This is a genomic window from Corynebacterium hiratae (genome assembly GCF_009708045.1).
Classification (GTDB): Bacteria; Actinomycetota; Actinomycetes; order Mycobacteriales; family Mycobacteriaceae; genus Corynebacterium; species Corynebacterium hiratae.
On sequence record NZ_VIOG01000006.1, the window covers coordinates 57161 to 83183 of the forward strand.

Consider the following 26023-nt stretch of genomic DNA (forward strand, 5'->3'; position numbering starts at 1 on the left):
GACCAACCGTTCGGAAACTAATGGAAAGGCCAAACTTTTCGCTATGACTGAAGCCCTCGTCCCCAGCTACCTCTCCGGCCAGTGGCTCACCCCGGACAACCCTTCGCGCGTTGCGGACGTGCACGACGCCTCCACCGGGGACGTTGTCGCCAGGGTTAGCGCCGAAGGCCTCGACATCGCCGGCGCCATCGATTACGCCCGCAATACCGGGCGCGAAGGGCTGCAGAAGCTCACCTTCCACGAGCGCGCCCTCAAGCTCAAGGAGCTGGCGATCTACCTCCAAGACCACCGCGAAGAGCTCTACGAACTGGCCAACAAGGCCGGCGCTAATAAGCGCGATAACTTCGTCGATATCGACGGCGGCATTTCCACCATGTTCACCTTCTCCTCGAAGGGCCGCCGCGAGATGCCTAATTCCACCGTCATGCCGGATGGCGAGGCAGAGGTCTTTTCCAAGGACGGTTCCTTCATTGGCCGCCACATCTACACCTCCATCCCCGGCGTCGCGGTGCAGATCAACGCCTTCAACTTCCCCGTCTGGGGCATGCTGGAGAAGTTCGCCCCGGCCTTCATCGCGGGCGTGCCTTCCATTGTTAAGCCCGCTACGCCCACCGGCTATATCACCGCGGCCTGCGTGCACCTCATGATCGATTCCGGAATCCTGCCGAAGGGCAGCCTGCAGCTCATCTCCGGCTCCGCTCGTGACCTGCTGGATCACCTGGATTACCGCGATCACGTAGCCTTTACCGGCTCTGCCGATACAGCGAAAACGCTGCGCGCACACCGCAACGTCATCGAGGGTGGCATCCAGTTCAGCGCGGAGGCGGACTCCCTCAACGCCGCCATCCTCGGCGCAGATGTCACCGCGGATTCCCCGGAATTCGATGCCTTCGTCAAGGCGGTCTTCGGCGAGATGACCTCGAAGGCGGGCCAGAAGTGTACAGCCATCCGCCGCGCCATCGTCCCGCATGCGCTTGTCGACGCCACCATCGAAGCCCTCAGCGCACGTCTGCGCGACAAGGTCGTCGTGGGTGATCCGCGTGATGCCTCCGCCACCATGGGCCCGCTGGTCTCCGCGGATCAGAAGGCGGACGTCGCGGAGGCCGTCGAGAAGCTCAAGGCAGGCGGCGGTGAGGTTGCCTACGGCGGAGAGGAGGCCGAGGGTGCCTTCTTCAACCCCACCATCCTGCGCTTTGCCGATAACCGTGCCCCGGCCGTCCACGACACCGAGGCCTTCGGCCCCGTCGTTTCCTTCCTGGGCTACGACTCCCCCGCCGAGGCCGTCGAGCTCGCCGCCCTGGGCTCCGGTTCCTTGGTCGCCTCCGTCATTACGCACGACCCGCAGCTCGCCCGCGAGTATGCGCTCGGCATCGCCGCCCACCACGGACGCCTGCACTTCCTCGACCGCGATGACGCAAAGACCTCAACCGGCCACGGCTCCCCCCTTCCGCACCTCGTCCACGGTGGCCCGGGCCGCGCCGGCGGCGGCGAGGAGCTGGGTGGCGTGCGCGGCATCCTGCATTACATGCAGCGCACCGCCGTCCAGGGAACCCCGGATCATCTCACCGCCATCACCGGCCAATGGCACCGCGGCGCCGCCGTGCAGCGCATCACCCGCGCCGACGTGGAGAACGGCCAGGGCACCCACCCCTTCCGCAAAGACCTGGCCACACTGCAGATCGGCGACCAGTTCGCCTCCGATCTGCGCCACGTCTCCCTCGAGGAAATCCTCGAGTTCGCGGAGAAGACCGGCGATACCTTCTACGCCCACACAGACGAGGAAGCCGCCACCTCCAATCCCTTCTTCCCGCGCCGCGTGGCACACGGCTACCTGCTGGTCTCCTGGGCCGCAGGTCTCTTCGTGGAGCCGGCACCGGGCCCAGTCCTGGCCAACTACGGCTTGGAAAACCTGCGTTTCATCACGCCGGTGACCTATGACGATTCCATCCGCGTTGAGCTGACCGCCAAGCGCATCACCCCGCGCGTGACCGATGACTACGGCGAGGTGTGCTGGGACGCCGTCCTCTACAACCAGGAGGACGAGATTGTCGCGACCTATGACGTGCTCACCCTCGTGGAGAAGGTCAACACGACCTACGCCTAGGGCACGCTCTCGGCTTAAAACCGAAGCTGCGAGCCAAGTCACACAATCGGGGCGAGTTTCTTTTATCATTACTGTCATGAAAGAAACTACCTGGACCACTGGCTCCGTCATCATCGTCGGCAGCGGCCTCGCCGGCATGGTCGCCGGCTACGAGGCCCTCAAGGGCGGCAAGCACGTCATCTTCCTGGAACAGGAAAACCGCAATAACCTCGGTGGCCAGGCCTTCTGGTCACTCGGCGGGCTGTTCTATGTCAACTCCCCCGAACAATCCATGATGCGTGTCAAGGACTCCGAAGAGTTGGCCTGGCGCGACTGGGCCAACTCCGCAGATTATGACCCGGTGACCGAGGTTGACCGGCACGACTACTGGGGCGAGAAATGGGGCCGCGAATACGTGCGCTTCGCCGCCAATGAAAAGCGCGGCTACCTCAAGTCCTTGGGCCTCAACGTCCTCCCCACCATCGGCTGGGCCGAGCGCGGCTCCGGGGATGCCTCCGGCCACGGCAACTCCGTGCCGCGCTTCCACCTCACCTGGGGCACCGGCCCAGAAGTCGTGCGCGTCTTCCGCGAACCACTCCTTAAGGCAGAAGAGAAGGGCCAAGTCGAATTCCACTTCCGCCACCGAGTGGACGAGCTCGTCGTCGACAACGACGACACTGGTAGCCCCCGCGTCGTCGGCGTGCGCGGCAGCGTCCTCTCCCCCACCAGCCAGGCGCGTGGTGAGGCGAGCCCGAGGGACGTCGTCAAGCACTTTGAGCTGCGCGGCTCCGCCGTAGTCATCGCCACCGGCGGCATCGGCGGCAATCTGGAGAAGGTACGCAAGATGTGGCCCACTGAGCGCTGGGGCGAATGCCCGAAGGAGCTGGTCACGGGTGTTCCCGCGCATGTCGACGGCCGCGGCATCGACATCGCCCAGCAGGCCGGCGCCTCCGTGGTCAACACCGACCGCATGTGGGCCTACACCGAGGGCATGACCAACTGGAACTCCATCTGGCCCGGCCACGGCATCCGCATCATCCCTGGACCCTCGGCGCTGTGGCTCGACGCGGAAGGCAACCGCCTGCCCACCAACCTCTTCCCCGGCACCGATAACCTGGCCGCACTCGCCCACATTGGCCAGACCGGCCACGGCTATTCCTGGTTCGTGCTCAACAAGGCCATCGTGGACAAGGAATTCATCTTCTCCGGCTCGGAGCAGAACCCGGATCTGACGGATAAGGAATTCAAGAAGCTCGCCGGCAAGCTGGGCCCCGGCACGCACGTGGCCGTCAAGGCCTTCATGGACAACGGTATCGACTGGGTCGTAAAAGACAACCTGGAGGATCTCGTCGCCGGAATGAACGACATCTCTCCGGAGGGCTCCCCCACCATTGATGTGGCCCAACTTCGAAAAGTCCTGGAAGACCGCGATTCTCAGCTTGATAATCCCTTCAGCAAGGACACCCAAGTCAACTACCTGCGCGTGGCCCGCGGCTTCTTGGGTGACAAGCTCATCCGCGTGGCTCCCCCGCACCGCATCCTCGATGAATCCAAGGGCCCGCTCATCGCGGTGCGTTTGAAATTCCTGACCCGAAAGACGCTGGGTGGCCTGGAGACCAACCTCGATGGCCAGTGCCTCAACCCCGACGGCACGGTACTCCCCGGCCTTTACGCCTGCGGTGAGGCCTCCGGTTTCGGCGGTGGCGGCATGCACGGCAAGAATGCGCTGGAAGGCACCTTCCTCGGCGGATGCATCCACTCGGGCAAGCGCGTGGGCGAAGCGTTGGCGCGCGGCTAGCACGGTTTTCTAATACTGTCGGTCACTATGAACCTCGCTAGGAACGTCCGCATCGACGTGGAGAATCCCTTCTTCACCACGTCCCGCTTCGTCGCCGCCCCCGCGGAACTCACCGTGGGCGAGATGATGATCATCGTCCACGCCGCACTCGGCCTCGAGCCCTCTCATCCGGGAATCCTCGTGGGTGAGGAAGGCACGCCAATCGACGTCCTCAGCATCATTGACCAAGACTTTTTCGAGACTTTCCGGGAGGTAGCGCACTACCACCCCTCGGACGGCGCCTGGAATATCAGCATCAGCGTGGCCGATAGCTCGCGCGTCGTCATGGGCCTTCCCGCGCTTATCGCGGGTGAGGGCCCCGATCTGATGAGTGAGCTGGGCAGCGCCGAGGCGATGTTCAAGGTGGTCCTCGACGTCCAGGCCACCATGGCCTACATGGCCGTGCCCACGGAGAGCATGGAGCGCATCTTCGCGCTCTTCCCCAACTACACACTGGACCAAATCCACCAGCGCCTCACCACGTTCTTCCCGCCAGCAGTGGCACAGCGCCTGGCCACCATGGGCACGGAGGCCGCCAACCTCGAGGGCGGCACCAAGCCCGCGCTGCCTGGGGATCTCCCGCTCGATCCCTTCCGCTCCACACCCTTCGAGGACATCCCCGTGCCGTCCCCGGAGCTGCTGAAACAATGGCGCGCGGACATCCACGAGGCCTACCCGGAGCTGCGTCCCGACTATGAGCTGCCGGCGCTTGACGACGCCACCGCCCTCCACGTAGGCCAGCGCATACGCGAATACCTCGAGGTCATCGAGGAATTTCCACGCCTGACCGGGGCCGGCTACCTCAAGCAGGCGGCCGTCGCGCGCCTCAAGGAGGGACTGAATAGCCCCAATGATTTTGATGAGGTCAAGCGCGAGGACTACCACCAGCCGTTGCTGAACCTGCGGGGTTTCTTGACGGACTTGGATTGGATCAAGACCACGACGACGGATATCAAGCTCACCAAGTATGGCCGCAAGGCCATGAGCGATCCGCTCTGGGCAACGCAGGTCGTCCTGAACAACATTCCTTATGCCTACGCCGAACCGGAGGGCATTCCTCAACTGTCCTTCGAACTAGTCCATTTATTCCGCGGCGAGTGGGAGTTCAACCCGGAATACGACTACACGCACGCCATCACCCGCGACCTGCTGTTCACGCTGGGCGTCCTTGAGGATGATTCCACGTTTCCCATGATTACCGATGGGTGCGAGGGCTTCCTCGGCGCGATCATCACCAAGGTGCGCGAGGAGCTGAACCAAGAGCTGGATTAGCTCCACGCCGCGGCCTTTTAGGCGCCACTCATAACACTGCTCCCTGGTGTTGTTCGGCGGTGAGGTGGGATTGTTGCGTACTAAATCCGCCTAGGTCAGGAAGGCGTCCTGCAAAAGGCATCTGGTAAAAGGCATCTTTGGGTCTAAAAACGCCATCTGCACTGAGTAAATGGCGTTTTTGGTCGCGAAAACGCCATTTGACTGATGCCTTTTGTAAGACGCCTTTTATCAGTTGCCTCCTGCATGTCAATGGAGGCACGCAGACGTTGCGCGCTGCGAGGGGAGTGACGAAGGTACACGCCTAGGCGCAAAACTGCCCTAACTGACAATTTTCCCCACGATCCTTCGCTGGAAGGGCGCTGGTTTCGTCAACTAGGGCAGTTGCGGCCGCCATCTAACGGGGCCGCGTTGGTTTTACTTCACCACCAAGTTGACCATGCGGCCCGGGACGTAAATCTCCTTGACCACGTTCTTACCGGCGGTCAGCTCGGCGATGCGCTCATCGCTCTTTGCCACGCCCACGACGGTGGCTTGGTCAGCATCGGCGGGCACCATGACGCGGGCCTTGACCTTGCCGTTGATCTGTACCGGAACCTCAATCTCATCGTCGACGAGGTACTTCTCATCGAACTCCGGGAAGGACTCGTAAGTAATGGTCTCCTCGTGACCGAAGCGCTTCCACAGCTCCTCCGCAATGTGCGGGGCAACAGGGGAGACCAGCTGGGCCAAGGGCTCAACGGCCGCGCGTGGCGCTCCCTTCGGGTAGGTCTTGGTCAGGTAGTTGACGTACTCGATGAGCTTGGCCACGACGGTGTTGAGGCGCAGGTTCTCATAGTCGTCACGCACGCCGGCGATGGTGCGGTTGAGCTGCTTCAGGTCATCGTCGGAAAGCGCGGCGTCCGTCGTGGACAGCTCGCCGGAGTTCTCATCGATAGCCAAGCGCCACAGGCGCTGCAGGAAGCGCTGCGCGCCCACCACGTCCTTGGTCGCCCACGGGCGGGAGGTATCCAGCGGGCCCATGGACATCTCGTACACGCGCAGGGTATCGGCACCATAGTCGTTGCAGATGTCATCCGGGGCCACGGCATTCTTCAGGGACTTGCCCATCTTGCCGTACTCCTGGTTGACCTTCTCATCCCCGTAGTAGAACGCGCCATCGCGTTCTACTACCTCGGCGGCCGGGACGTAGACACCGCGGGAATCCGTGTACGCGTAGGCCTGGATGTAGCCCTGGTTGTACAGGCGGCGGTAGGGCTCCTTGGAGCTTACAAAGCCCAGGTCAAAGAGCACCTTGTGCCAGAAGCGCGAGTAGAGCAGGTGCAGCACAGCGTGCTCAACGCCACCGACGTAGAGGTCAACGCCGCCCGGATCGTTGGCGCCGTGCTCTTCTGTACGCGGGCCCGTCCAGTAGCGCTCGTTCTCCAGATCGCAGAAGACTTCATCGTTCGTCGGATCGATGTAGCGCAGCTGGTACCAGGACGAACCTGCCCACTGCGGCATGACGTTGGTATCGCGGTAGTAGGTCTTGGGGCCATCCCCAAGACCCAGGTCCAGCTCCACCTCAACCCACTCGCGGGCCTTGGCCAGCGGCGGCTGCGGGGAGGACTCGGCATCATCCGGGTCGAAGGACACCGGCTTGTAATCTTCCACCTCAGGCAGCTCGATGGGCAACATCGACTCCGGCAGCGGGTAGGCCTGGCCCGCCTCGTCGTAGACGATGGGGAAGGGCTCGCCCCAGTAGCGCTGGCGGGCAAACAGCCAGTCACGCAGCTTGTACTGGATCTTCTCGCGACCCACGCCCTGCTCCTCCAGCCACGGGATGATGGCGGCGATGGCCTCATCCTTGGACATGCCGTTGATGTCCAGGGAATCGTTAGCGGAGTTTACGGCCTTTCCGGACTCGGTATACGCCTCCTTGGTGATGTCGCCGCCAGCGACGACCTCCGTAATGGGCAGGCCAAAGACGGTGGCGAACTCGTAGTCACGGGTATCGTGCGCCGGGACCGCCATGATGGCGCCGGTGCCGTAGCCGGTGAGGACGTAGTCCGCGATGAAGATCGGGACCTTCTTGCCGTTGACCGGGTTGGTGGCATAAGTGCCCAGGAAGACGCCGGTCTTTTCCTTGTTCTCCTGGCGCTCCAGGTCAGACTTCGCGGCGATGGAAGCACGGTAGGCCTCCACGGCCTCCTTCGGATCATCGTGGCCGAAGGTCCAGCGCTCGTCGACGTCATCCTCGTAGGGGATGGGGGAGAGGAGGGCGTCGACAAGCTCGTGCTCCGGAGCCAGCACCACATACTCCGCGCCGAAAAGGGTATCCGGGCGAGTGGTGAAGACGTCGATGTTGTAGCCCTCAGCGTGGAAAGTGACCTCCGCGCCGCGGGAGCGGCCAATCCAGTTGCGCTGCATGGACTTGACCTTCTCCGGCCAATCCAGAAGCTCCAGGTCATCGAGCAGGCGATCGGAGTAGGCGGTAATGCGCATCATCCACTGGCGCAGGTTCTTGCGGAAGACCGGGAAATTACCGCGCTCGGACTTGCCCTCCGCGGTGACCTCCTCATTAGCCAGCACCGTGCCCAGGCCCGGGCACCAGTTCACGGTGGAGTTGGACAGGTAAACCAGGCGGAATTCGTCGAGCGCGTGGCGCTGCTCTTCCTTAGTGAGATCCGCGTAGTAGCGGCCGTCCTTGGTGGTGCGCTTGCCCACCTCAAGCTCCTTGATGAGCTCAGAGATCGGGCGCGCCTTCTGCTGCTCCTCATCAAACCAGGAGTTATAAATCTGCAGGAAGATCCACTGCGTCCACTTGAAGAAGGAGGGGTCGGTGGACTCCACGGAGCGGCGCGGATCGTGGCCCAAGCCCAGAATGCCCAGCTGGCGGCGCATGTTCTTGATATTCGCCTCCGTCGTGGTGCGCGGGTGCGTACCTGTCTGGATGGCGTACTGCTCCGCCGGCAGGCCGAAGGCGTCATAGCCCAGCGTGTGCAGGACGTTCTTGCCCAGCATGCGTTGATAACGCGCATAGGTATCCGTAGCGATATAGCCCAGCGGGTGGCCCACGTGAAGGCCTGCGCCCGAAGGGTAGGGGAACATGTCCTGGATGTTCAGCTTCTCCGCGGGAAGCTCCTTACCCTCCTCCGCGAGCGGACCGACTGGGTTCGGCGCGTTAAACGTGCCGTTGTCCTTCCAGTACTGCTGCCAGGCCTTTTCAATCTGCGCGGCGAGCTCCGGCGTGTAGCGGTGGGTGGTGTTATCGCTCGGGTTAGTCATGGTTAGACAGTGTAGTCACCGCACGGACATCACCCCAGTTAGACCCAGCTAGACCGCGTCCTTTCCCGCAGCGCGGCGGCACTTAGTTAGCCTGTGCCGTTGCTTCAATCCGTTCAAGGCGCTTGCGCAAATCCACGATGACATCGGTCTTGTTGTAGAAGATATCGACGACAGAGCCCTCTTCATCAAAGGGCGGCTGGAAAATTTCCTCGTAGGCCACGCCACCGTTGTGAACCAGCACGTCCACCAGCATCTTGATGAAGCGGATTTGGGCGGCGCTGAACGAAGTGTTGCTGAGAAGGTCTGCAAATTGCTCCTGGACTGCAGCTTCATCAAGGCCCACCAAGCGGCGAATGAAGGCAGGAATACTGTCTCCACCCATGCGTTCCCGCAGCTTGTCAATGCTTTCCTCGAAGCCCACGCTTCCCCCGCCAGCCTGAGCCACCATGGCTTCCAACGCGGCAACATCCTCTGCGTTAAGCGCGCGTGCACTGCGCAACTTGATCATCGCGAGATCGTTGTCGTGTTCCTGCAGCACTTCACGCAGCTGTTGTTCGGCCTGAGAGGGGTAAGAGCCTGTTCCGGGCAGCCGCACAGGCATCTCATCATCGATCGTGAGTTCACCCATCTCATCCTGGATGTCGAGGGTCACGGCGTTGCGCTTTCCCTTGGGCACGAACTGGATGAGCGAACGCATGCCGATGCGGATGGTCTCGAGGTCCTCGACCGTAACGCTCTTCCACCACTCTGGATCCAGCGCGCGCTCGAGGAAGGACCGCCGCTCGGCCACCATGGGGATTGTGGAACTCACGGCCATGAGATCATTCGCCATACCCTCCACGCGTTGGCGCAGTGCCGCAAACTCGGGGCTGTGGTCGAGCAACCCCACTTGGAGCTTCAGAATCACCAGATCAAAGCGCTTAGCTGTCTCTGGTTCTTTCATTGTGTTCAGCGGCAGGTGTGCGAGATGGCGGCGCAGCTGCTCAGCCTTTTCCTCATTCACGTCGTCCCAGGCGGAGCGCTCGCGGTAGCGCATCAGGGTTTCTTTGTCGCCGGGCCGGACCATGATGTGACCTAACGGAACGGATGCCGTTGAGGCGTGGAGGGAGTCGGCAAGCTCGGCACGCAGGTCTGGGGCATCGGAGTGCTTGTCCAGCTGCGCGAGCAATCCCACGCGGGCATCAAAAAGCTTTTCCGACAGCGATCGTGGGCGGCCCGTGGCTGAATCCCGGGCTTCACCCTTGTAGAACTCATCCACATTTCCGCAGAAATCAAAGATGAGGAAGTGGGTCTTATCCATCCCTGGTCCGAAGAGGTCCGGGCGCAATCGCGTCCCTCGGCCCACCATCTGCCAGAACTTGGTGGGGGAGTAGATGGGTTTGAAAAAGACGAGGTTAACCACCTCGGGTACGTCGACGCCAGTGTCCAGCATGTCCACGGAAATCGCGATGTTGACGTCCCCGTCCGGATTTGCAAACTCGTCTAAGGCCGACTGCGCATACTTTGTGTGCGTGGTGATCACGGAGGCACCAGTGCGCGAATACTCCGGGAACGTCGCGTCAAAGACTTCCTTAATAAGCTCCGCGTGGCGTTGGGTCCGGGCGAAGATGATGGTCTTTCCCAATTGGTCGCCGCCCACGCGAATCCCGTTCTCCACCACGGTTTTCAACACCTTGCGTATGGTGTCCTTGTTGAACAGGTAGCGGTTAATCTCCGCCGAGGAAATCTGCCCGGGCGGATCTAGGCGCCCACCGTCCTCGTCGGTACCCCAATCGGACGTGTCCCACGCCAGCTGTTCCTCGGGGGAGAGCTCGTCATAGGACATACCACGACGCAGGAAGAGTGAGTCCTGACGAGCCGTCTTGAAGGGAACGAGGTTTCCATCTGCCACGGCTTCATCGAGGCCGTACTCGAAGGACGGTGTTTTATCTTCCATCTCAAAGAGCGCATATGTGTCATGGTCGATTTCGCTCTTCGGCGTCGCCGTCAGCCCCACCACGTAGGCATCGAAGTACTCCAAGATGCGCTTGAAGCGGTTGTACACGGAGCGATGGGCCTCATCCACGATGATGAGGTCAAAGTCGAACGGCCCAAACTTGGCCGGCTTGTCTCCGTCATCCCCAATCAGGTTCATCATGGTGTTGTAGGTAGTGACGTACACATCACCTACCTGCTCAGGATTTTTGATGAGGTTCACGGGCGTGGACTCCGCATACATGCTCACAAAGGCCTTGTGCGCTTGGTTGACCAAGGCGGTGCGGTCCGCCAGGAACAGCACCTTGCCCACCCAGCCGGCCTGACGCAACAGCTTGGCGGTGGCCACGGCCACACGCGTCTTACCAGTTCCCGTCGCCATGACCAGCAATGCTTGGCGACGCCTCCGCCTCTCCAACGTCTCCGTCACCGCGCGGATGGCCTCGAGCTGATACGTGCGGGCGCCGCCGCCAGCAATCTCCGTATCAACCGCCGTCTCACTCAATAGGGCACGCATGGTGCGCCGCCCGATCATGCGGCGAAATTGCTGCGCAGTGGGGAAACCTTCAACCTCTCGGGCGGGATAGCCCACACCGGAGCCAGGAAGGTTAGCGGCATCATCGATCAGGTCAATGTGATAGCCGTTGGTACACAACATGACCGGCCGTGTGCCGTATTCGCGCTCGATGCAATCCGCGTACAGCTTCACCTGTTGGGCGCCCACGCTCATAGACTCCATCGATTTCTTCGCTTCGATAACGGCCAGCGGTGTGCGGTCATCATCCCACAAGACATAATCTGCGTAGCCAACGCCGGAGGGATTGGGCATGCCGCGCAGCTCGAGCTCTCGGGTGATTGAATCATCACTAAACCCTGCTGCTTCGAGCATCGGGTCAATGAGCTGTCGGCGGGTCTCGGCCTCGCTGATCGCCAAAGGCGCAGCCGACGGTGCTGCCACCCCGGCGCGCTCTGCCGCGGCTGCTTGTTGCTCAGCCAACTGCTCCTGGAGGGCCTCAATCTTGGCAGCAAGTTCGTCTTTCACCTGCCGTGCAGCTTCGCGCTCCGCTTCGGCTTGCTCCTGGGCATCGGCGATCTCCGCCTTCGCCTTAATCTCCGTGCTCCGCCGCTTGAGCTCGAACTGGGCTGCCTCACGAAGGCGCTTCTCCTCCGCTTCGCGCGCGGCTTCCTTGGCCTCATCGAGCAGCAGCCGGTTCTTCTTTAGCTCCTCATCCTGCTGCGCTAGCTTCTTGAGGTACGCGGCGGTCTGCGCTTGGGAGCGCCCAGCAACGTGAATGCCTGAAGAGTCAGCTGTGGCCTGGCCCAGCAGGTTAGTATCAAAAGCCGCCTGCGGACCCGGTGCGGCCTGAGGGTTGGCCGAGTGGTACCGCACCGCCCAGGCCATGAGGTCATAGAGGTGCGCCGCCGTCTTCCGCGCCCTCTGCGGGGAGGTCGGCGCTTGCTTGCCTTCCATGTCGTCTGCGTGCGCGGCGTCGTTGCCGCTCTTGCGCACGAGAGTCATCTTGCGCAGCATGGTCTTATTGTCCACACACTTAGTGAAGGCGCGGTCTCGGGTCATCTCCGCCAAGCTACGGTACTGAGTGTCACCCAAATTTCGGAGCACCCAGATGTGGCTGACCACTCGCTCCAGCACCTTGCGCGCATAGAAGCAGGAAATCACCGGGTCCGCATCCACGAACCGCTCTACCTTCAGGCACTCCTCATACGCCGTGGGCCAGACGTAACGTACAAAGCCGAAGTTGCTGCGTGCAGGCCCACCTGGCACACCGTTGCGTCCGGCAGTCGGGGGAGTAGTGGTCACCATAGAGTTCTCCAGGGACAAGTTTTCACATCACCAGGGACGTGGTGTCATATCGAATACAGCTTGATTCCAGTAATTCTAAGTCACCGCCCTATACCTAGCTACCAGAATTACTCCTTTCCCGGGTCAATCTCTTCAGCCTCTCTCTTCCCTGACCTATCGCCGTCCTCCCTGGTTAATCACTGCATTCGCCCCTTGTCCTTGCCTAAATACGCCACTAGAATCACCGTTGTCCTGCAGTTCTACAGTTGGCTGTTCCAAGGTCCACCACTCAAAAACAAGGACACCAATAAACCAATAAAGAAGGACAAAACTCCCGTCCACCGGATGTTCAGACAAGGCAGCTAAAACGATGACCAGTATTTCTTTGCGCGAACTCACCCAGCGTTCTGAGCACATAGTGCGTGCAGTGGCCGCTACGGGTCACAACGTGGTCATCACTGACCGCAATCAAGCCATCGTTCGAATTGTCCCCATCTCATCCCCAGATAGCCCCGTGAAGCAATTAGTGGCTGCCGGAATTTTGAGCCACGCTCCAGAGCCTTATTCACAGCCAGCCGCCACAGCCCCGCAGCCAAGGCACACAGACAATCTGCGTCCTGGAACCGACATTATTTCGCTACTGGACCGTGACGACCGCTTGTGATGGCTTATGTGGATGGCTCGTTGCATGACCCCATCCAGATGCGCCGACAGACTATCCACGCCGAGCCTTCTGCGCCGCTTCCTTGCGGACGTTTTTAAAGATCTGCGTAATGTCCACAGCGCCGTCAGTTTTATCTAGAGTATCTACGTCATAGGCACCAGCACGCTGGGCCTCAGACGCCAGCTCTCGCAGTGCTTTGCGGCGTTCACTCCGCAGCCCATCTCGGTACCGCAATAGGTCAACGAGCCGAACTCTCCTATACCTTCCACCGGTAGTGCGCTCAAACGCAATCGATCCATCCTCAAGCTTCTTCACCAGAGTCGGCCTACTAATGCCCAGGAAATCTGCCGCTTGCTGCGTTGTGAGCAACTGGTCTACGGGCGCAACAGTCACGGCCTTTCCTTGCTGCATCGCGTGAACTGCGTCAAGTAATACGCTCAATGCCTCCTCGGGCAGATCTACCGCCTGCCCGTCGGGCCCCACTAGCGCAGTAGGTCCCGACTGCTGCTCTAAGAACCTGCTCACGTCAAGCATGGCTTTCAGGTCCTGCGGCGGAAGCGTCGTGTGGGGGCGGTGATTCCGTGCCTCATCCATAAGTTCATCATAGGGCAATTCGAAAAATTCGAAAGAGCGAACGCAGCTCCTCGTGCCCGATGAATGCCTACTCATTTTCATGCTGCGGCATGCATCGTTTCTTCAAGGCAGCAGGCCAACAAACAAGCAGATCCATAAAAATAATTTTGATTACTAATAACCAAGACTTCAGACACAATCTTGGGCTATAACTACAAGGTCACTATTTCTCTTCTCTGAAAGTTGAACTCTCCCATGACATACTCTCGGCTCGGCCTTGGCGTCTCCATCGCCGTTTCGCTCTCCTTGGTTTCTGTCCCTTCCGCTACTGCTCTCGATGCTCAGCTGGACACTCGCAACGGCAAAGAGATTTGTGTGGTCTCCCTCGACTCCACGGAAAAGGAAATCTCTAAGAAGTACTTCGCTGCGAAACTCGAGGAACAAACCAAACTGCAGAACCGCATGCGCCAGGACTTCCCGCAGTATGCGGACAGCTTTGCCCGCCTAGACTCCGCCCCTCAGACCCACAGAATGCTCACTTTCTGGTCTGACATCAGCTTCTTTGCGCTCCCCACTGAGGCTGAGCTTGCAGCTCAGGGCTACGACCGCTTGGACGCTTCCTACCTCGTATTCACCAATTCTGACACTGAGGCCAAGTACAAGGATTGGGCGGCCAACGGATATCCCTTCAATTGGGAAGTGGCGCGCAATTGGACTCCCAGCGAACTCGCTGAGTATCCCTACGGCGATCTCCCCGTAGTGAACTCACAGAACGGTGAAGTCGAGGATTCTGCCATGGATCTTCGGACGCAGGTGCCCTCGTACTCCGCAGGTCTACATGCTGGTTTCCCCACTACTTCTCAAAAGCTGACCAATCTCATGAAGCCGGGGGAGCTTCGTCTGCAACCTCTCGAGGATGAATTCGAAGCCGTAGCAGGCCTCGAAGTCATGGGCTTTACCTTGCCCTTCAGCTCCACTGTCACCCTTGCTGGTGCTTGCGAAAACGCCTACCTCGCGAAGGAACAATCCGAAGCTGAGGCCTCTGCTACGCCGCCGACCTCTGAACCAGTTCCGTCCACTAGCACAACCACGGCACCGACCACTTCCGTTGTGCCTCCTTCTTCGACGAAACCAACCACAACCCGTCCGGCTAAGACCACCCCGGCAGCTACTCCTACTGCACCCGCGAAGCCGACCACGGCAAAGCCAACTACAACCAAGCCCAAGCCGACCACGACCAAGTCCACCTCTGCGCCTACGTCCACCGCGCCCGCAAAGCCGACCACAACCACTCCAGCGCCGAAGCCCAATAAGACCAATGACAGCGGTTCCTCCACTGGCGGAATCATCGCCATCGTCTTGGCAATTCTTGCCGCCGCAGGTATTGGTGTTGTGGCCTTCCTGCCGCAACTAGGGTTCAAGCTCCCTTTCTAGAGATTGGCTTCTTAGGTCATCGCCATTAACTCTTTTAAGGCGAAAGAGCGGAAATAGTTTCCCCGACGTGACCAATGACAGGCGCCCAGCTCCATTTCGTTGAGCTGGGCGCCTGTCCTTTTTAAACGCAGCGAAAGGCTGTACTCGCTCCCGCAAACACAAGAATCCGCCCCTACCTACTCGAAGTAATCCTCATCCACCTCGACCAGGGCCACGGTCCTCTTGACCTGCACACCTACGCCGTAACGAATCATCAGTTTCGCCAACCTGTCCCCGTCGATTAAAACGACGCGTGACGACACCGCATCCGCATACTCCTGCGCCTTATCTGAAAACGTCGCTGTAGTCAGAAACACCCCTCGATCCGCCTGCGCACCCTGCAGCGCACCCACGAATCCCTGAATAGCCGGTCGGCCGATGCTCTTGTCCAACGCATACCGCTTAGCCTGCACGTAAATACGGGACAGCCCCAGCGCATCCTGGTCAATAATCCCGTCGATTCCACCATCATTGGATAACTGCGTACGCGTAGCCTTGCCCTGCGTACCGCCATATCCCATGGCCATGAGCAAGTCCAGCACTGCCTGTTCAAAGAACGCCGGCTCATTGTCGTGCAACCGAGTCAACAGCTCACCAGCCACGAATTCGTTGTTACGAGACACACCGGTTTCCACCTGCTCTACCGGATCGAGCTCGCTCTCGGCCTCTGGAAGGACATCTTGCTTATCGACGCCCACCTCGTCCCCAGCCTTATGCCCAGGATTCCTGCCCCGCCACGTAAGTGCCGCTTCCGTGCCCGCAATCTCTCCCAACAGCTGCTTCTCCGTCATTCCTTCGGGGTAGCGCGCCAACAGGTCACGGCCAAAATCTGTAATTTGAAAACGCGCCCGCGCCGGTGAAGTAATGGCATTCGCCTTCTTAAGGAATGTCAACGCCCACCCAACACGGTTTTCAAAGCGCGACTGCCCCGACGCAATGGTCTCAAGCCTCTCTTCGTCAGTAATGCCCGCATAAGACGCAGTTATCTCGATGAGCTCCCTACGCCGGAGCTCAGCACCATTTGCGTTAAGAGCCTCCAACACCGAAATCATGTAGGCTTCCCATCTTTCGATAGCCACTAGAGCTCTCCTTGAAATGCGCGAGTGGATAGGGACTGTCGAAGCTCCTCAAAAGAGGAACGCTGAGTTTCAGCTCTTTCTTGTTCTAACTTCAATAACTCAATTTGAAGCGATAAGGCTCTTACGTCATCTCGCGTCAAATTTGGGATCGGTGTTCGAGAAAGCTGCGACTTATTTATCGAAGCAATTCCAGTTGTTTGTTTCGCTGACCTCAAGAAATGCTTCTTAGGCCTCGAACTACTAAGTATCGCAGCCAGCACTTCAGGCGTCATTACAGTCGAGTCTTGCAGAATGCGGACGCGAAAAATGTGGTTTTGATGGATGCAAACCGGGATCTCGTTATTCCACACTGTTCCTCTCCCCAGCTTGTCGGGATCCCCGCCTTCTGTTAGAACGATGTCGCCCCGTTGCAACTGATATCGCGATATTTCGTCATTTGTCGCGTTGATTTCCTTAATCGGATGCAGTTGAAGGAATCCATCCTTAACATTGGAAACCGAAAGATACGGCACTATCGAGGTTGTACTCTTTTTCGAGACCTTTCTACCCTTTGTAATTCCAGATTGAATTTCGGAGATGGTACCAAGCTCAACTTCTTGATCCCCCCTTGCCTTTAGAAACTCTTCAACGACAACCCGCTTTAGAGCTTCAAGGCCTTCGACTTTCTTTATCTGTATTGAGGATAGCCGGCCAACCTCGTCCAAAACCGCCGCGATGCGGCGCTGCTCGTCGAGGGGAGGGAGGGGGATTCGGATGTCCGCGGCCCTTGTTTTTGAGAGTTCCTTGAATGTCGCACCTGTACCCAGCGACTGAAGGGCATCTTTCTGCGATAGCAAATAGTGGGCTAGGTAGCGTGCATCTATTTCGGAGGAAGGAATGAAGCTCTTGCAACCCTGATTCGTAGTCATGGGTACTTGTGCGATTGCGACATAACCAATTGGTGCACGGCTCGAAAGCACTACACTGCCTGCAGGAAGAAGCACGGCAGAGCTTTTGTCAACACCTCTTTGAGTAATAGCTCGTTCCCCAGAAGATATTTCGAGTCCCTTGAGCTTGCTCAGATCGGCAGGAGTCACCCATGGGATCTCACCGCCCCAATACTCCTCAACACTCGTCTTCGGCGTGCCGCCTGAAACGACCTCACACACATCCCCCAACCGCACCATCGGCCAATCATGCTTTGCAGTGCTAGCCATCCTATTTCCCCTCGCTGAGCATGGCCTTGAGGTTGGCAAGGCCCTGGGTGATGTCGCGGTCGAGTTCTTCGATTTCGGCGATGATGTCCATGGGGTCGCGGGTTTCTTGTGCTTCGAGGACGATCTCCTTGTAGCGGTTCATGGAGAGGTCGTAGTCGGCTTGGGCGATCTCCTCCTTGGGCACGGTGAAGGAGTAGTCCGTGCGGGCGCGCTCACGCTCATCGGTGGTGCGGGAGTGCCAGCGGGCAACCACGTCCGGAAGGTTGTTGAGCTTCAACTGCTCGTCGGTGAGGGTGACGGGAGTGGGGACGTCGGCAAGCGCGGGATCACTTAAGTCCTGGATGTGGGAGGCAGGGGAGGGGCCGAGCAAGGGGCGCTCGAGAAGCGGAGTGCGTTTGTCATCCAGGGAGTAGCCATCCGCGGTGACGTCATAGAACCACACCTCGTCGGTACCACCGGAATCGGTGCGGGTAAAGCACAGCACGGCGGTGGACACGCCCGAGTAAGGCTTGAACACGCCGGAGGGAAGTTTGATGACAGCGTCCAGGCGCTGATCCTCAACCAAAATTTTACGAAGGGCCTTATGCGCCTTGGTGGAGCCGAAGAGAACGCCTTCAGGGACAATCACCGCAGCGCGGCCGCCCGGCTTGAGCAGCTGCAGGAAGCGGTGGACAAAGAGGAGCTCAGTTTTCTTGGCCGTGGTCACGGACTTGAGCTTGGGATCGATGGAGTCCTTATCCAGGCTGCCCGCGAAAGGCGGGTTGGCCAGGACAAGGTCGAAATCCCCAAACTTTGTGGGTAGCTTCTGCAAGGAATCGTGGTGCGAGATGTTGGGCTCTTCAAAACCGTGCATAAACATGTTCATCGCAGCAATGCGGACCATGGTTTTGTCAAAGTCAAAACCCGTCAGGCCCTTCTTGATGAACTTAGAGCGCGTGTCCTTGTTGTAGAGGTCTTCGCGGTGATGCTGAGCAACCCAATCGTTGGCGGCCACCAGGAAGCCCGCGGTGCCACAAGCCGGGTCGATGATCCGCTGCGTTGGCGTCGGCTCCATGAGTGCGACGAGGAGCTCAATGATGTGGCTGGGTGTACGGAACTGACCATTCGTGCCCGAGGTGGACAGCTTGTCCAGCATGTACTCATACAAGTCGCCCTTCATGTCTTTGTTCGGAAAGCGCAACTGGTCAATGAGCTCCATGACTCGCGAGAGCGTGGCCTCAGATTCAATCTCGAAGGAGGCGTTAGCCATGTGCTCCTGGAAGCCGGTGCCGCCCATCTCCTTGAGGAAGGGGAAGACCTTGGTGATGATGGTGGCCTTGCGGCGGGCGATGTCACGGTCTTCGATGAGGTTGCGCCACCGCAGATCCTGCTGGCTCGCATCAAAGATGTCTTCCGTCGCGGTGGGATCCCCCAACGCCCGGCGCTTATCAATCTGGACCTGACGCTCGTCCAAATCCTTGATGAAGAGCAGGTAGGTGAACTGCTCGATGACGGAAACGGGGTTAGAAATGCCGCCGGACCAGAAGGTGTCCCAGATGCGGTCGACGTTGTTCTTAAGGGCGCCGGTAATCATGTAACTCAGGGTAGCTGTCATGCGGAGCCATGCCGGCTATTAGCTCGCGGTAGGGGACTGCCTCCGAGTCTGCCCCACGCAGGTTTTAATACTAAACCTTCTTCACCACAGCAGGCTTGAGCTTCATCGCGCCAAAACCATCAATCCGGCAATCGATGTTGTGGTCTTCCTGGCCGGTGCCGGCATCGACGTTGAGGCGGATACCACGCACCTTCGTGCCAGCCTTGAGTGGCTGCTGAACGCCCTTGACCTTAAGGGTTTTGGTGATGGTGACCGTGTCGCCGTCGGCAAGCGCATTGCCCACGGAGTCGACGATGGTCGGTTCGCTTCCTTCCGCGGACGAGGCTTCGGCAGCGTCGGCGGAGAACTCATGCGCGCACTCAGGGCAGACGATGAGCGGCGGCATTTCGTAGGTGTACTCAGAGGAGCATTCGGGGCAGGGCGGCAGAGTTGCGGCCGAAGTATCAGACATAGGGGAGAGTTTAGCCTGCGTAGGGGGAAAAGATGATCCTTCTCTCATTCCATTGATGGATACCCGGGTGGGGTATAGGCTTGAGTGAACATAATCGGACCCATTCGGAAGACTTATGAAACGCCTCATTTCTCTTGCGGCTGTGTGCGCCGCAGCCATCACCCTGTCCGCCTGCTCCACGGAGAGCCCCGTCCCGAGCGAAGCCTCGAAGAGCGCCGCTTCCAGCACCGACATCCAACAGGTGCCTGCCGAGGAGATCCTCGCCGAGTTCGACCTCGAAGGGTTGGACGGCCCGGAGGTCATCGACAAGCTAGACCACATGCCCAAGGGGGAGCGCAATAGCAATCTTCACGCCTCCGTATTGCCAAACGAGCTGGTCCTCACCGCCGAGCAGGGCCAAGCATCCCTGCCCCTGCCGGAGGACAAGTTCTACGTCTCCATCGCGCCATACATGACCCAGACGCATGATTGCTTCAACCACTCCCTGACCACCTGCACTGGTGAGCTCAGCAAGGGAGACATCCACGTCACCATCGCCGATGACTCCGGAGAAGAGCTGGTCAACGAAGACACTACGACCTTTGACAACGGCTTCATTGGGTACTGGCTGCCCGCCGATAAGCACGGCACCATCACCATCACCCACGACGGCAAGACCGGTGAGGTTCCCCTGAACACCACCGAGGAGGGCGCTACCTGCGTGACCACACTGCAGATGGCCTAGCCAACCATGCCCACGCTGAGCGGTGCGTTCCATGTGAGGGACGCACCGCTTGTCGACGATCCACTGTCCTCAGGATCGTTCACCGCCACATAGAGTTTCCTTTGATTTACTTTCTCCTTCCCCGAACCGACATCTGCGCTTATTACGGTCTCAGAGTGGATTCCGGCCATGCGAACAATGGCCCCCAGTCCGTCTCTTTTCTTGCTCGCTCTTTTCACTTTAGAAAGCTCAATAATGCGTATTTCCTCTCGTGCGCTGCGCACCTGCGCGGCTGTGACCGTCGCTTCCCTTGATACCGCTGGTGTCGTCGCCCCCGCGCAGGCCGCAACCTCGGGCCCGAAGAATGTCATCTACATGATTGGTGATGGCATGGGTTACAACCACATCGCATCCACCAACCTCTACGAGTCCGGCCAGTCCAAGTACCTGGTTGAGGGCGCTTTCGACGGCCAGGCCAAGGAGCTCGACGGTGAGTCCGTCCAGGCCTTCGAGGACTTCAACCGCCTCTCCATGACCACCTTCCCAGACGGCGGCTCCTACGACCCGGAGAAGGCCTGGACCGACCACGACTACGTCAAGAAGAACAAGGTCACCGACTCCGCCGCAGCCGGCACCGCCATGGCCACCGGCCAGAAGGTGGACAACGGTGTTCTGGGTAAGTCCCCGTACGGCCACTCCCTGAAGAACATCTCCGAGCAGGCTATTTCCCACGGCAAGTCCGCTGGTGTTGTCAGCTCCGTTCCGTTCAGCCACGCCACCCCGGCTGCCTTCGCGGCGCACAACAAGAACCGCAACAACTACACCGAGATCGCTGAAGAGATGGTCGGCTCTGACCTCTCCGTTGTCATGGGCGCTGGCCACCCAGAGTTCGATGACAACGCGCAGAAGGTAGACGCGCCGAACTACAAGTACATCTCCGAGGATTCCTTCAAGTCCCTGCGTGATGGCTCCGCTGGCTGGGAGTTCGCCGAGAACACCGCTGACTTTGAGAAGTGGGCTGAGGGCAACGTTGAGGCCGACAAGAAGTACTTCGGCCTCGCACCGGTTGCGTCCACCCTGCAGCAGGGCCGCGACGGTAACCCGGATGCCGCTGAGCCGGGCACCGACCCGAAGAATGACGTCGTTGATCTTCCGACCATGACCAAGGGCGCCCTCAACGCCCTGGGCCAGAACGACAAGGGCTTCTCCGTCATGATTGAGGGCGGCGCCATCGACTGGTCGGGCCACTCCAACCAGACCGGCCGCGACATCGAGGAGACCCAGGACTTCAACAAGGCTGTCGACGCCGCCATCGCCTGGGTTGAGGAGAACTCCAGCTGGGACGAGACCCTGCTCATCGTCACCGCTGACCACGAGACCGGCTACCTCTCCGGCAAGGAAGAGACCGCCTCCTGGAACCCGCAGACCGGTGAGAAGGGCAAGGCTCCGGAGCACCAGTGGTACTCCGGCGAACACACCAACCAGGTGGTTCCGTTCTTCTTCAAGGGCGCTGGCTCCGAGGACATCATGGCCAAGGCCACCGGCACCGACCCGGTCCGCGGCAAGTACATCGACAACACCGACGTTGCCAACCTGATCATCCAGGACTGGTGGTTCGCTGACGGCTCCGCCCCGGAGGACGAGGGCGATGACCAGAATCAGGGCGACCAGGGCAACCAGAGCAAGGATGACACCAGCAGCAAGGTCGGCTCCTCCATCGGCGCCGGCTTCCTGGGCGCTGGCGTTGCTGCCGCCATCCTCGGCGCTATCGCTGCTTACCTGCAGTCCATGGGCATCGTGAAGGTTGACTTCGCCGCCCTGCAGAGGATGTTCCGCTAGGCACTAGGCGCTCAGCGACGCGCTGAACAATCAGCGCCCAGACAGGCTCTCCGCTTTCGAAGCGGAGAGCCTTTGCCGTTCACGCACTTCGAGTCTTCTCCCTCTACTGGGAGGACTCCGCTAGGCAGTCGTACAGGAAATCCATCAGCGTTGTGGCGTCGTCAGCACGGAAGAGCTCATCGAGGGCAAGGTTGAACTCCAACCGCCGCGCGTGAGGGATATTCAACGCGCTGTATCCATGACTGAGCAAAAGGCCGGACGCCACTAGCCTGGCGGTCCGCTTATTCCCATCGAAATAGAACTGGCTGCGTGTAGCAGAGCAGAAATAGGCCAACGCTTGCTCGACGGGGTCTCCACATCCTTGAAGGGAGGCCAGCAAATCAGCATGGGCTTCACCCAACTCTTCAGCAGGGTCAAAGGGGATGAACCCGCCGTCCATGAGCCGCACGCCACCGCCATCTCCCTCCACGTGGCCTTCACCACGGAAAAGTCCGGCATCGAGAGCCTCGTTCCTTGCAAGGACAGCATGGAGCGCGTCACTGGTGGCTCTATCCACCGCATACTTCTCGTTGATGACCAGCTCATGGAGCAGGTTAAAAGCTTCTGACAAATCCAAGATCTGTTGCTGTTCAGCAAGTGCCTTTCCACCGACAGTGACGCCATCGAGCAACGTGCGGACTTCCGGGAGGGTAAACGTGTTTCCTTCCAGCGCAGCGGCATTCCACACCAAGTCAGGAAGTTGCTTGGTTAGTCGGAATAACGCGCGCTCGGTCCCCAACTCCACAATGAGAGGTCGCTCATGGTGCTCCCAGCTCACTCGGCTCGTCGCTCTTCTCATCACCTATGCCCCTCCCACATAGTTTTCTGCGCACGCATCGATAGCAAGCTGGTGCGGTGACACGTAGTGTATTCCTGATTCTTTTGTTGCGCCCGTTAGCTCTTCACCAGCCACTGGCACGAGCGTGATCCCTCCGGATACGGGCTCGGCACTGGCACGAATCCGCGTGGGCAACGAAGGCACGATCTCTGCTGGATTTGTGCACCAGATCAACGTTGATTGAGGTTCTCCTGCACCAGCGATCTGCCCCGCGACTCGTTGAGCTGCAAAGGCACCCGACATCGCCCATGGTTGCCCGCTCGCATCAACCGCTGAGGCAACCGTTATGGGATTCGACGGCAAAAAGTGGAGAGACCCGTGGCGGCCATAAGGATTGGAGGCCCACGCGGCCCGTTCCATGAGAGCCTGGTAGCTACCGCCGCCGGCCGGGGCGTCACCCCACTGCACAAAGCGGTCAATCCAGGCTTTAACGTCCGGTTCCTCACTCTTAAGGTCCCCACAAAGCACTCGGGCGGCTGTCGCGGCCGCGGCATCACTGGTGCGGTGTACAGATACGGAAACCTCGTATCCGAGCACGCGCATTACCTTCTCCAAACCAGCCAAACTCGGTTGAGCTGTCCCACGCAACCACAGATTGAGCGTATTTCGTGAGACCCCCGAACGCCGCGACACTTCACTAAGGCTCAGTGGGCTTTTCTTGAGGAGTTGTACTGGGTCCATGGCCCTACTATAGCTAGCTGTCCTATAGATAGGACAGCTGTCCTACGCATAGGACAGGTGATACTTCTACCAGCGACATGGCAACAGCACCCCACGGTGTCCTATGATGAAAAAAATGAGCGCGGAGATCTATTCACTTCCCACAACGCCGTTGGTCACCACTGATTTCATCGAACAGGGCCCCCGGATTTCACTGCGCCGGGGAAGCAACATCCTCATGCTTCAGCTGCCCGCTACGTACCCCGAAGCGGAACTGACGGATCCGCGGTGGGTGGTCAAGTCCCATTTCATCGATCGCCCCCACTCGGTGCGTGAATTCGCCACCGAAGAGCCGCTGGAAGTCGGCATCCCTGGGCCGTTCACCCGCATCGAGGTCACCCTGCACGATGGCGATGAGGTCCTCATCGAAACCATCACCTTCACCGGCATCACCGAGGACGCGCCCTTCATCGTCTATGACCGCACCACGCTTATCGCGCCGCAGGGCACCCTCAAGGACGCTAAGCCGCTCGGCATCTGGGCCGGCTGGGAAGTAGGCCCGCTGCCGGAGCGGGTGGAGGTGCCACAGAGGGAACCGGTGGACGTCGCCAAGCACAGCGATTTCGAGTGGGACTTTAACGTTGCCACGCTACCCAACGCCCGGGGCCTCGACAACGAGCCAGTATTCACCAAGTCCCCGCGCGTGCACCTTATCGCGGAAGGGGAGTGGCGCATCGATCTCACCTACGCTCCCCTCGGCGGCGAGCAGGAGGAGATTTCGGAGCAGACCTTCGACGCGGGCATCGCCGAGCCTTTCCCGGGCGATCTCTACGAAGACCCGTGGGTGGGCCGGTACAAGGTGTCGCTGTGGCACGACGAGGAGCTTGTCGACGTCCGCTTCATCTCCCTCGCCGAGGGTCTCCACATGCGCGCCACCAACGACGGTCCGCGCGGCATGGACTTCCGCATCATCGACGCCCTCGGCGCGCACTCGCGCTTCAGCTACACGCTGGCCTCTCCGCCAAAGAAGCCCATCGCGCTGGAGAAGGGCCTTCGCACCCTCGAGGACACCGAGGTCTCGCGCCGCGAGGTAGTGGCCAGTGACGCCGGCTATGAGCTGGAATTCGATGTCTGGCCCGAGGCCCTGTTCAGCCGCGTCAAGCGCATCGGCCTGGAGCCCACCGAGCACTCCGATAAGCCGGTGATTTTTGCGGGCCAGCTTGATCAAGATGACATGTTCACCGTCCACTCCCCGCGCCCGCTCCCGCTGGCCAAGTTCGTCACCATTGACGGCCGCCAAAAGATCAAGGAGCTGGCCCGCACGTCGAAGACGACCCAAGCGGTCACCAGCCTCGCCGTGCCCAATGCCGCGCTGGCCAACGCCGTGCGCAAGCAGCCAACGGCGGAGCTTTTCCTCATGTGGTCCACGCTGTCCTATGAGGACTACCTGGACTCCCTTCCGGCGGAGGAGCGCGCGGCCCACCAGGCCCGCAGCTTGGAGCGGCGCATCGTGGAGTATGAAGCTTCCGCGTCCACCAGCCTGATTTACGCGGCGCTGGCAACCATCCGCAAGTCTCCCTTCGTCAGCCGCGGCCTCCTCGATGCCGATGCCAACATCGTTATCGAACAGAACGCTGAGCCGCCAGCAGAAGTAGTGGGTTGGGCCTGGCCATTGGCTGAACCAACAGTTGCACCGACCCAGCTCACCGCAACCGAGGACGGCTTCGAACTGCCCGCAGACCTCGCTGAGCAGGGCTCATTGCTTGTCGACGTCCGCGAGCTCCGCGCCGACTCCAACCTCGCCGCCCCCGCTCGCCCCTCCAGCGCCTCCATCGTGATCACGCCGGAAGGCTCTCCCGCAGCTCTGGCCTCAAAGGACTGGACTCCGGAACAGCTGTGGGGCACCTTCCGCGCGCTTCACGTGCTCTCGCAGCGCAGCCCGAACCCGAAGCTGCAGGCGATGTTCGACAGCACGATTGATCGCCTTCGCGCCCAACCGGAGGACGCGCTCCACGCCCTGGCGCGCACCGGCGTTAGCGTGAACCAGCAGGCCCGCTCGCTCGCGCGCACGCGCTTGTTCCACTCTCCGCTGGAGCCCACCGCCGAGTCGAGCGCCGATAGCTACCTGGATCTCCTGCTCGATCCTTCCGCCAGCGAGAACGCGGAGCTGAACGCCGTGCGCGAATCCGGCGCCGATGGCCTGACCCGCCCGATGCTGCTGAATGCTGCGACCATTCACAGCCCCACGCCGCCCGTCGATAACCTGATGGGGGAGGCTGGCCGCGTCGCCGCGCTGCGCGAGTGCTTTGCCAACAACGGCGCACTCGATGCGCTGGGCACCATCGAGCACCTGCGCAAGGACGCCACGGCACTGGCCTCGCTGGTGCAAAACGCGGGCGTTGACATGTCCGTCAGCCACACCCTTATCGCGCTGGGCGCCTTTGCCAGCGGAAACACGGCTGATGAGCTCAATGCCGCTGCGTGGATGCCCTACATCTCTTATGCCTTCGCACTGGCGTCTCGCGCCGCGGCGAACGACATCATCATGGAAAGCCCCCTGCTCAAGGAGGACATGCCTATGCTTGCCGACGTCCTCCCCCTCGCCCCCCGCCTCTTCTTCTACGACCTCGTGACCGCCGAAGCTCTCTTCCGCGATCGCGACGTATAAGCGCGTGAGGTGTGC

The 26023-nt window shown here is 60.2% G+C and carries 17 protein-coding genes; 8 read left to right on the top strand and 9 right to left on the bottom strand.

All coding sequences use genetic code 11. The features are described 5' to 3' along the window. The first annotated feature begins 43 nt into the window (after window positions 1-43). The 3 genes from paaZ to FME68_RS06645 all read left to right on the top strand — a co-directional run bounded on the left by paaZ (window position 44) and on the right by FME68_RS06645 (window position 5192). Window positions 44-2104 (top strand): phenylacetic acid degradation bifunctional protein PaaZ, encoded by a 2061-nt coding sequence (gene paaZ, locus FME68_RS06635; protein WP_158396791.1) that lies wholly within the window; start codon window positions 44-46, stop codon window positions 2102-2104. A 76-nt stretch (window positions 2105-2180) separates the two neighbouring features. After that, entirely contained in the window at window positions 2181-3881 is a 1701-nt protein-coding gene (locus tag FME68_RS06640) for an FAD-binding dehydrogenase (RefSeq protein WP_158396793.1), read from the top strand. 27 nt (window positions 3882-3908) lie between these two features. Further along, on the top strand, window positions 3909-5192 hold the full coding sequence (locus FME68_RS06645; RefSeq protein WP_070533691.1) for a hypothetical protein: 1284 nt from the start codon (window positions 3909-3911) through the stop codon (window positions 5190-5192). A gap of 414 nt (window positions 5193-5606) precedes the next feature. On the opposite strand, the gene leuS is transcribed toward FME68_RS06645, so the two are convergent. Continuing rightward, on the bottom strand, window positions 5607-8456 hold the full coding sequence (leuS, locus tag FME68_RS06650) for a leucine--tRNA ligase (protein ID WP_158396795.1): 2850 nt from the start codon (window positions 8454-8456) through the stop codon (window positions 5607-5609). Window positions 8457-8538: 82 nt separating this feature from the next. Next, window positions 8539-12252, bottom strand: coding sequence for a type I restriction endonuclease subunit R (locus FME68_RS06655; protein WP_158396797.1), 3714 nt, complete (start codon window positions 12250-12252; stop codon window positions 8539-8541). A 349-nt stretch (window positions 12253-12601) separates the two neighbouring features. On the opposite strand from FME68_RS06655, the gene FME68_RS13440 reads away from it, so the two are divergent. Then, entirely contained in the window at window positions 12602-12895 is a 294-nt protein-coding gene (locus tag FME68_RS13440) for a type II toxin-antitoxin system Phd/YefM family antitoxin (protein WP_083309044.1), read from the top strand. Window positions 12896-12946: 51 nt separating this feature from the next. Here the strand turns inward: FME68_RS13440 and FME68_RS06665 are convergent, their stop codons facing one another. After that, on the bottom strand, window positions 12947-13489 hold the full coding sequence (locus tag FME68_RS06665) for an excisionase family DNA-binding protein (RefSeq protein ID WP_158396799.1): 543 nt from the start codon (window positions 13487-13489) through the stop codon (window positions 12947-12949). Between the two features lie 234 nt (window positions 13490-13723). Between FME68_RS06665 and FME68_RS06670 the strand changes: the two genes are divergently transcribed. Further along, the gene (locus FME68_RS06670) at window positions 13724-14902 is read left to right on the top strand and encodes a hypothetical protein (RefSeq protein WP_158396801.1); all 1179 of its coding nucleotides are present in this window, start codon (window positions 13724-13726) and stop codon (window positions 14900-14902) included. 176 nt (window positions 14903-15078) lie between these two features. Here the strand turns inward: FME68_RS06670 and FME68_RS06675 are convergent, their stop codons facing one another. From FME68_RS06675 to FME68_RS06690, 4 genes are all read right to left on the bottom strand, one after another. Then, window positions 15079-16020 carry a restriction endonuclease gene (locus FME68_RS06675; RefSeq protein ID WP_070817950.1) on the bottom strand — a complete coding sequence of 314 codons (942 nt, stop codon included), beginning with the start codon at window positions 16018-16020 and terminating at the stop codon, window positions 15079-15081. Continuing rightward, window positions 16020-17216 carry a restriction endonuclease subunit S gene (locus FME68_RS06680; RefSeq protein WP_083321586.1) on the bottom strand — a complete coding sequence of 399 codons (1197 nt, stop codon included), beginning with the start codon at window positions 17214-17216 and terminating at the stop codon, window positions 16020-16022. The genes FME68_RS06675 and FME68_RS06680 overlap by 1 nt, the downstream gene beginning before the upstream one ends. Before the next feature lies 1 nt (window position 17217). Continuing rightward, window positions 17218-18789: a type I restriction-modification system subunit M gene (locus FME68_RS06685; protein WP_070684575.1), complete on the bottom strand. Its 1572-nt coding sequence runs from the start codon at window positions 18787-18789 to the stop codon at window positions 17218-17220. A 91-nt stretch (window positions 18790-18880) separates the two neighbouring features. After that, window positions 18881-19261, bottom strand: a complete 381-nt coding sequence (locus tag FME68_RS06690) for a zinc ribbon domain-containing protein YjdM (RefSeq protein ID WP_070684573.1) — start codon at window positions 19259-19261, stop codon at window positions 18881-18883. A gap of 115 nt (window positions 19262-19376) precedes the next feature. On the opposite strand from FME68_RS06690, the gene FME68_RS06695 reads away from it, so the two are divergent. Together FME68_RS06695 and FME68_RS06700 are read left to right on the top strand one after the other, a co-directional pair. Further along, complete coding sequence (locus tag FME68_RS06695; protein ID WP_158396803.1) at window positions 19377-19985, top strand: CueP family metal-binding protein; 609 nt, start codon at window positions 19377-19379, stop codon at window positions 19983-19985. Between the two features lie 234 nt (window positions 19986-20219). Further along, entirely contained in the window at window positions 20220-21803 is a 1584-nt protein-coding gene (locus FME68_RS06700; protein WP_158396805.1) for an alkaline phosphatase, read from the top strand. Between the two features lie 103 nt (window positions 21804-21906). Here the strand turns inward: FME68_RS06700 and FME68_RS06705 are convergent, their stop codons facing one another. Both FME68_RS06705 and FME68_RS13445 read right to left on the bottom strand, forming a co-directional pair. Then, entirely contained in the window at window positions 21907-22620 is a 714-nt protein-coding gene (locus FME68_RS06705) for a Fic family protein (RefSeq protein WP_328287750.1), read from the bottom strand. A 24-nt stretch (window positions 22621-22644) separates the two neighbouring features. Continuing rightward, entirely contained in the window at window positions 22645-23361 is a 717-nt protein-coding gene (locus tag FME68_RS13445; RefSeq protein ID WP_158396809.1) for a helix-turn-helix domain-containing protein, read from the bottom strand. Window positions 23362-23476: 115 nt separating this feature from the next. Here FME68_RS13445 and FME68_RS06715 point away from each other — a divergent pair, with 115 nt between their 5' ends. Next, window positions 23477-26008 carry a hypothetical protein gene (locus tag FME68_RS06715; protein ID WP_230308920.1) on the top strand — a complete coding sequence of 844 codons (2532 nt, stop codon included), beginning with the start codon at window positions 23477-23479 and terminating at the stop codon, window positions 26006-26008. The last annotated feature ends 15 nt before the right edge of the window (window positions 26009-26023 follow it).

What these genes read in the sequence shown, in the direction of transcription:
- FME68_RS06655 (WP_158396797.1), bottom strand. Translation starts at nt 12,252, where the DNA reads ATGGTGACCACTACTCCCCCGACTGCCGGACGCAACGGTGTGCCAGGT.
- FME68_RS06695 (WP_158396803.1), top strand. Translation starts at nt 19,377, where the DNA reads ATGAAACGCCTCATTTCTCTTGCGGCTGTGTGCGCCGCAGCCATCACC.
- FME68_RS06685 (WP_070684575.1), bottom strand. Translation starts at nt 18,789, where the DNA reads ATGATTACCGGCGCCCTTAAGAACAACGTCGACCGCATCTGGGACACC.
- FME68_RS06645 (WP_070533691.1), top strand. Translation starts at nt 3,909, where the DNA reads ATGAACCTCGCTAGGAACGTCCGCATCGACGTGGAGAATCCCTTCTTC.
- leuS (WP_158396795.1), bottom strand. Translation starts at nt 8,456, where the DNA reads ATGACTAACCCGAGCGATAACACCACCCACCGCTACACGCCGGAGCTC.
- FME68_RS06715 (WP_230308920.1), top strand. Translation starts at nt 23,477, where the DNA reads ATGAGCGCGGAGATCTATTCACTTCCCACAACGCCGTTGGTCACCACT.
- FME68_RS06700 (WP_158396805.1), top strand. Translation starts at nt 20,220, where the DNA reads ATGCGTATTTCCTCTCGTGCGCTGCGCACCTGCGCGGCTGTGACCGTC.
- paaZ (WP_158396791.1), top strand. Translation starts at nt 44, where the DNA reads ATGACTGAAGCCCTCGTCCCCAGCTACCTCTCCGGCCAGTGGCTCACC.
- FME68_RS06680 (WP_083321586.1), bottom strand. Translation starts at nt 17,216, where the DNA reads ATGGCTAGCACTGCAAAGCATGATTGGCCGATGGTGCGGTTGGGGGAT.
- FME68_RS13445 (WP_158396809.1), bottom strand. Translation starts at nt 23,361, where the DNA reads ATGGACCCAGTACAACTCCTCAAGAAAAGCCCACTGAGCCTTAGTGAA.
- FME68_RS06690 (WP_070684573.1), bottom strand. Translation starts at nt 19,261, where the DNA reads ATGTCTGATACTTCGGCCGCAACTCTGCCGCCCTGCCCCGAATGCTCC.
- FME68_RS06670 (WP_158396801.1), top strand. Translation starts at nt 13,724, where the DNA reads ATGACATACTCTCGGCTCGGCCTTGGCGTCTCCATCGCCGTTTCGCTC.
- FME68_RS06640 (WP_158396793.1), top strand. Translation starts at nt 2,181, where the DNA reads ATGAAAGAAACTACCTGGACCACTGGCTCCGTCATCATCGTCGGCAGC.
- FME68_RS06665 (WP_158396799.1), bottom strand. Translation starts at nt 13,489, where the DNA reads ATGGATGAGGCACGGAATCACCGCCCCCACACGACGCTTCCGCCGCAG.
- FME68_RS13440 (WP_083309044.1), top strand. Translation starts at nt 12,602, where the DNA reads ATGACCAGTATTTCTTTGCGCGAACTCACCCAGCGTTCTGAGCACATA.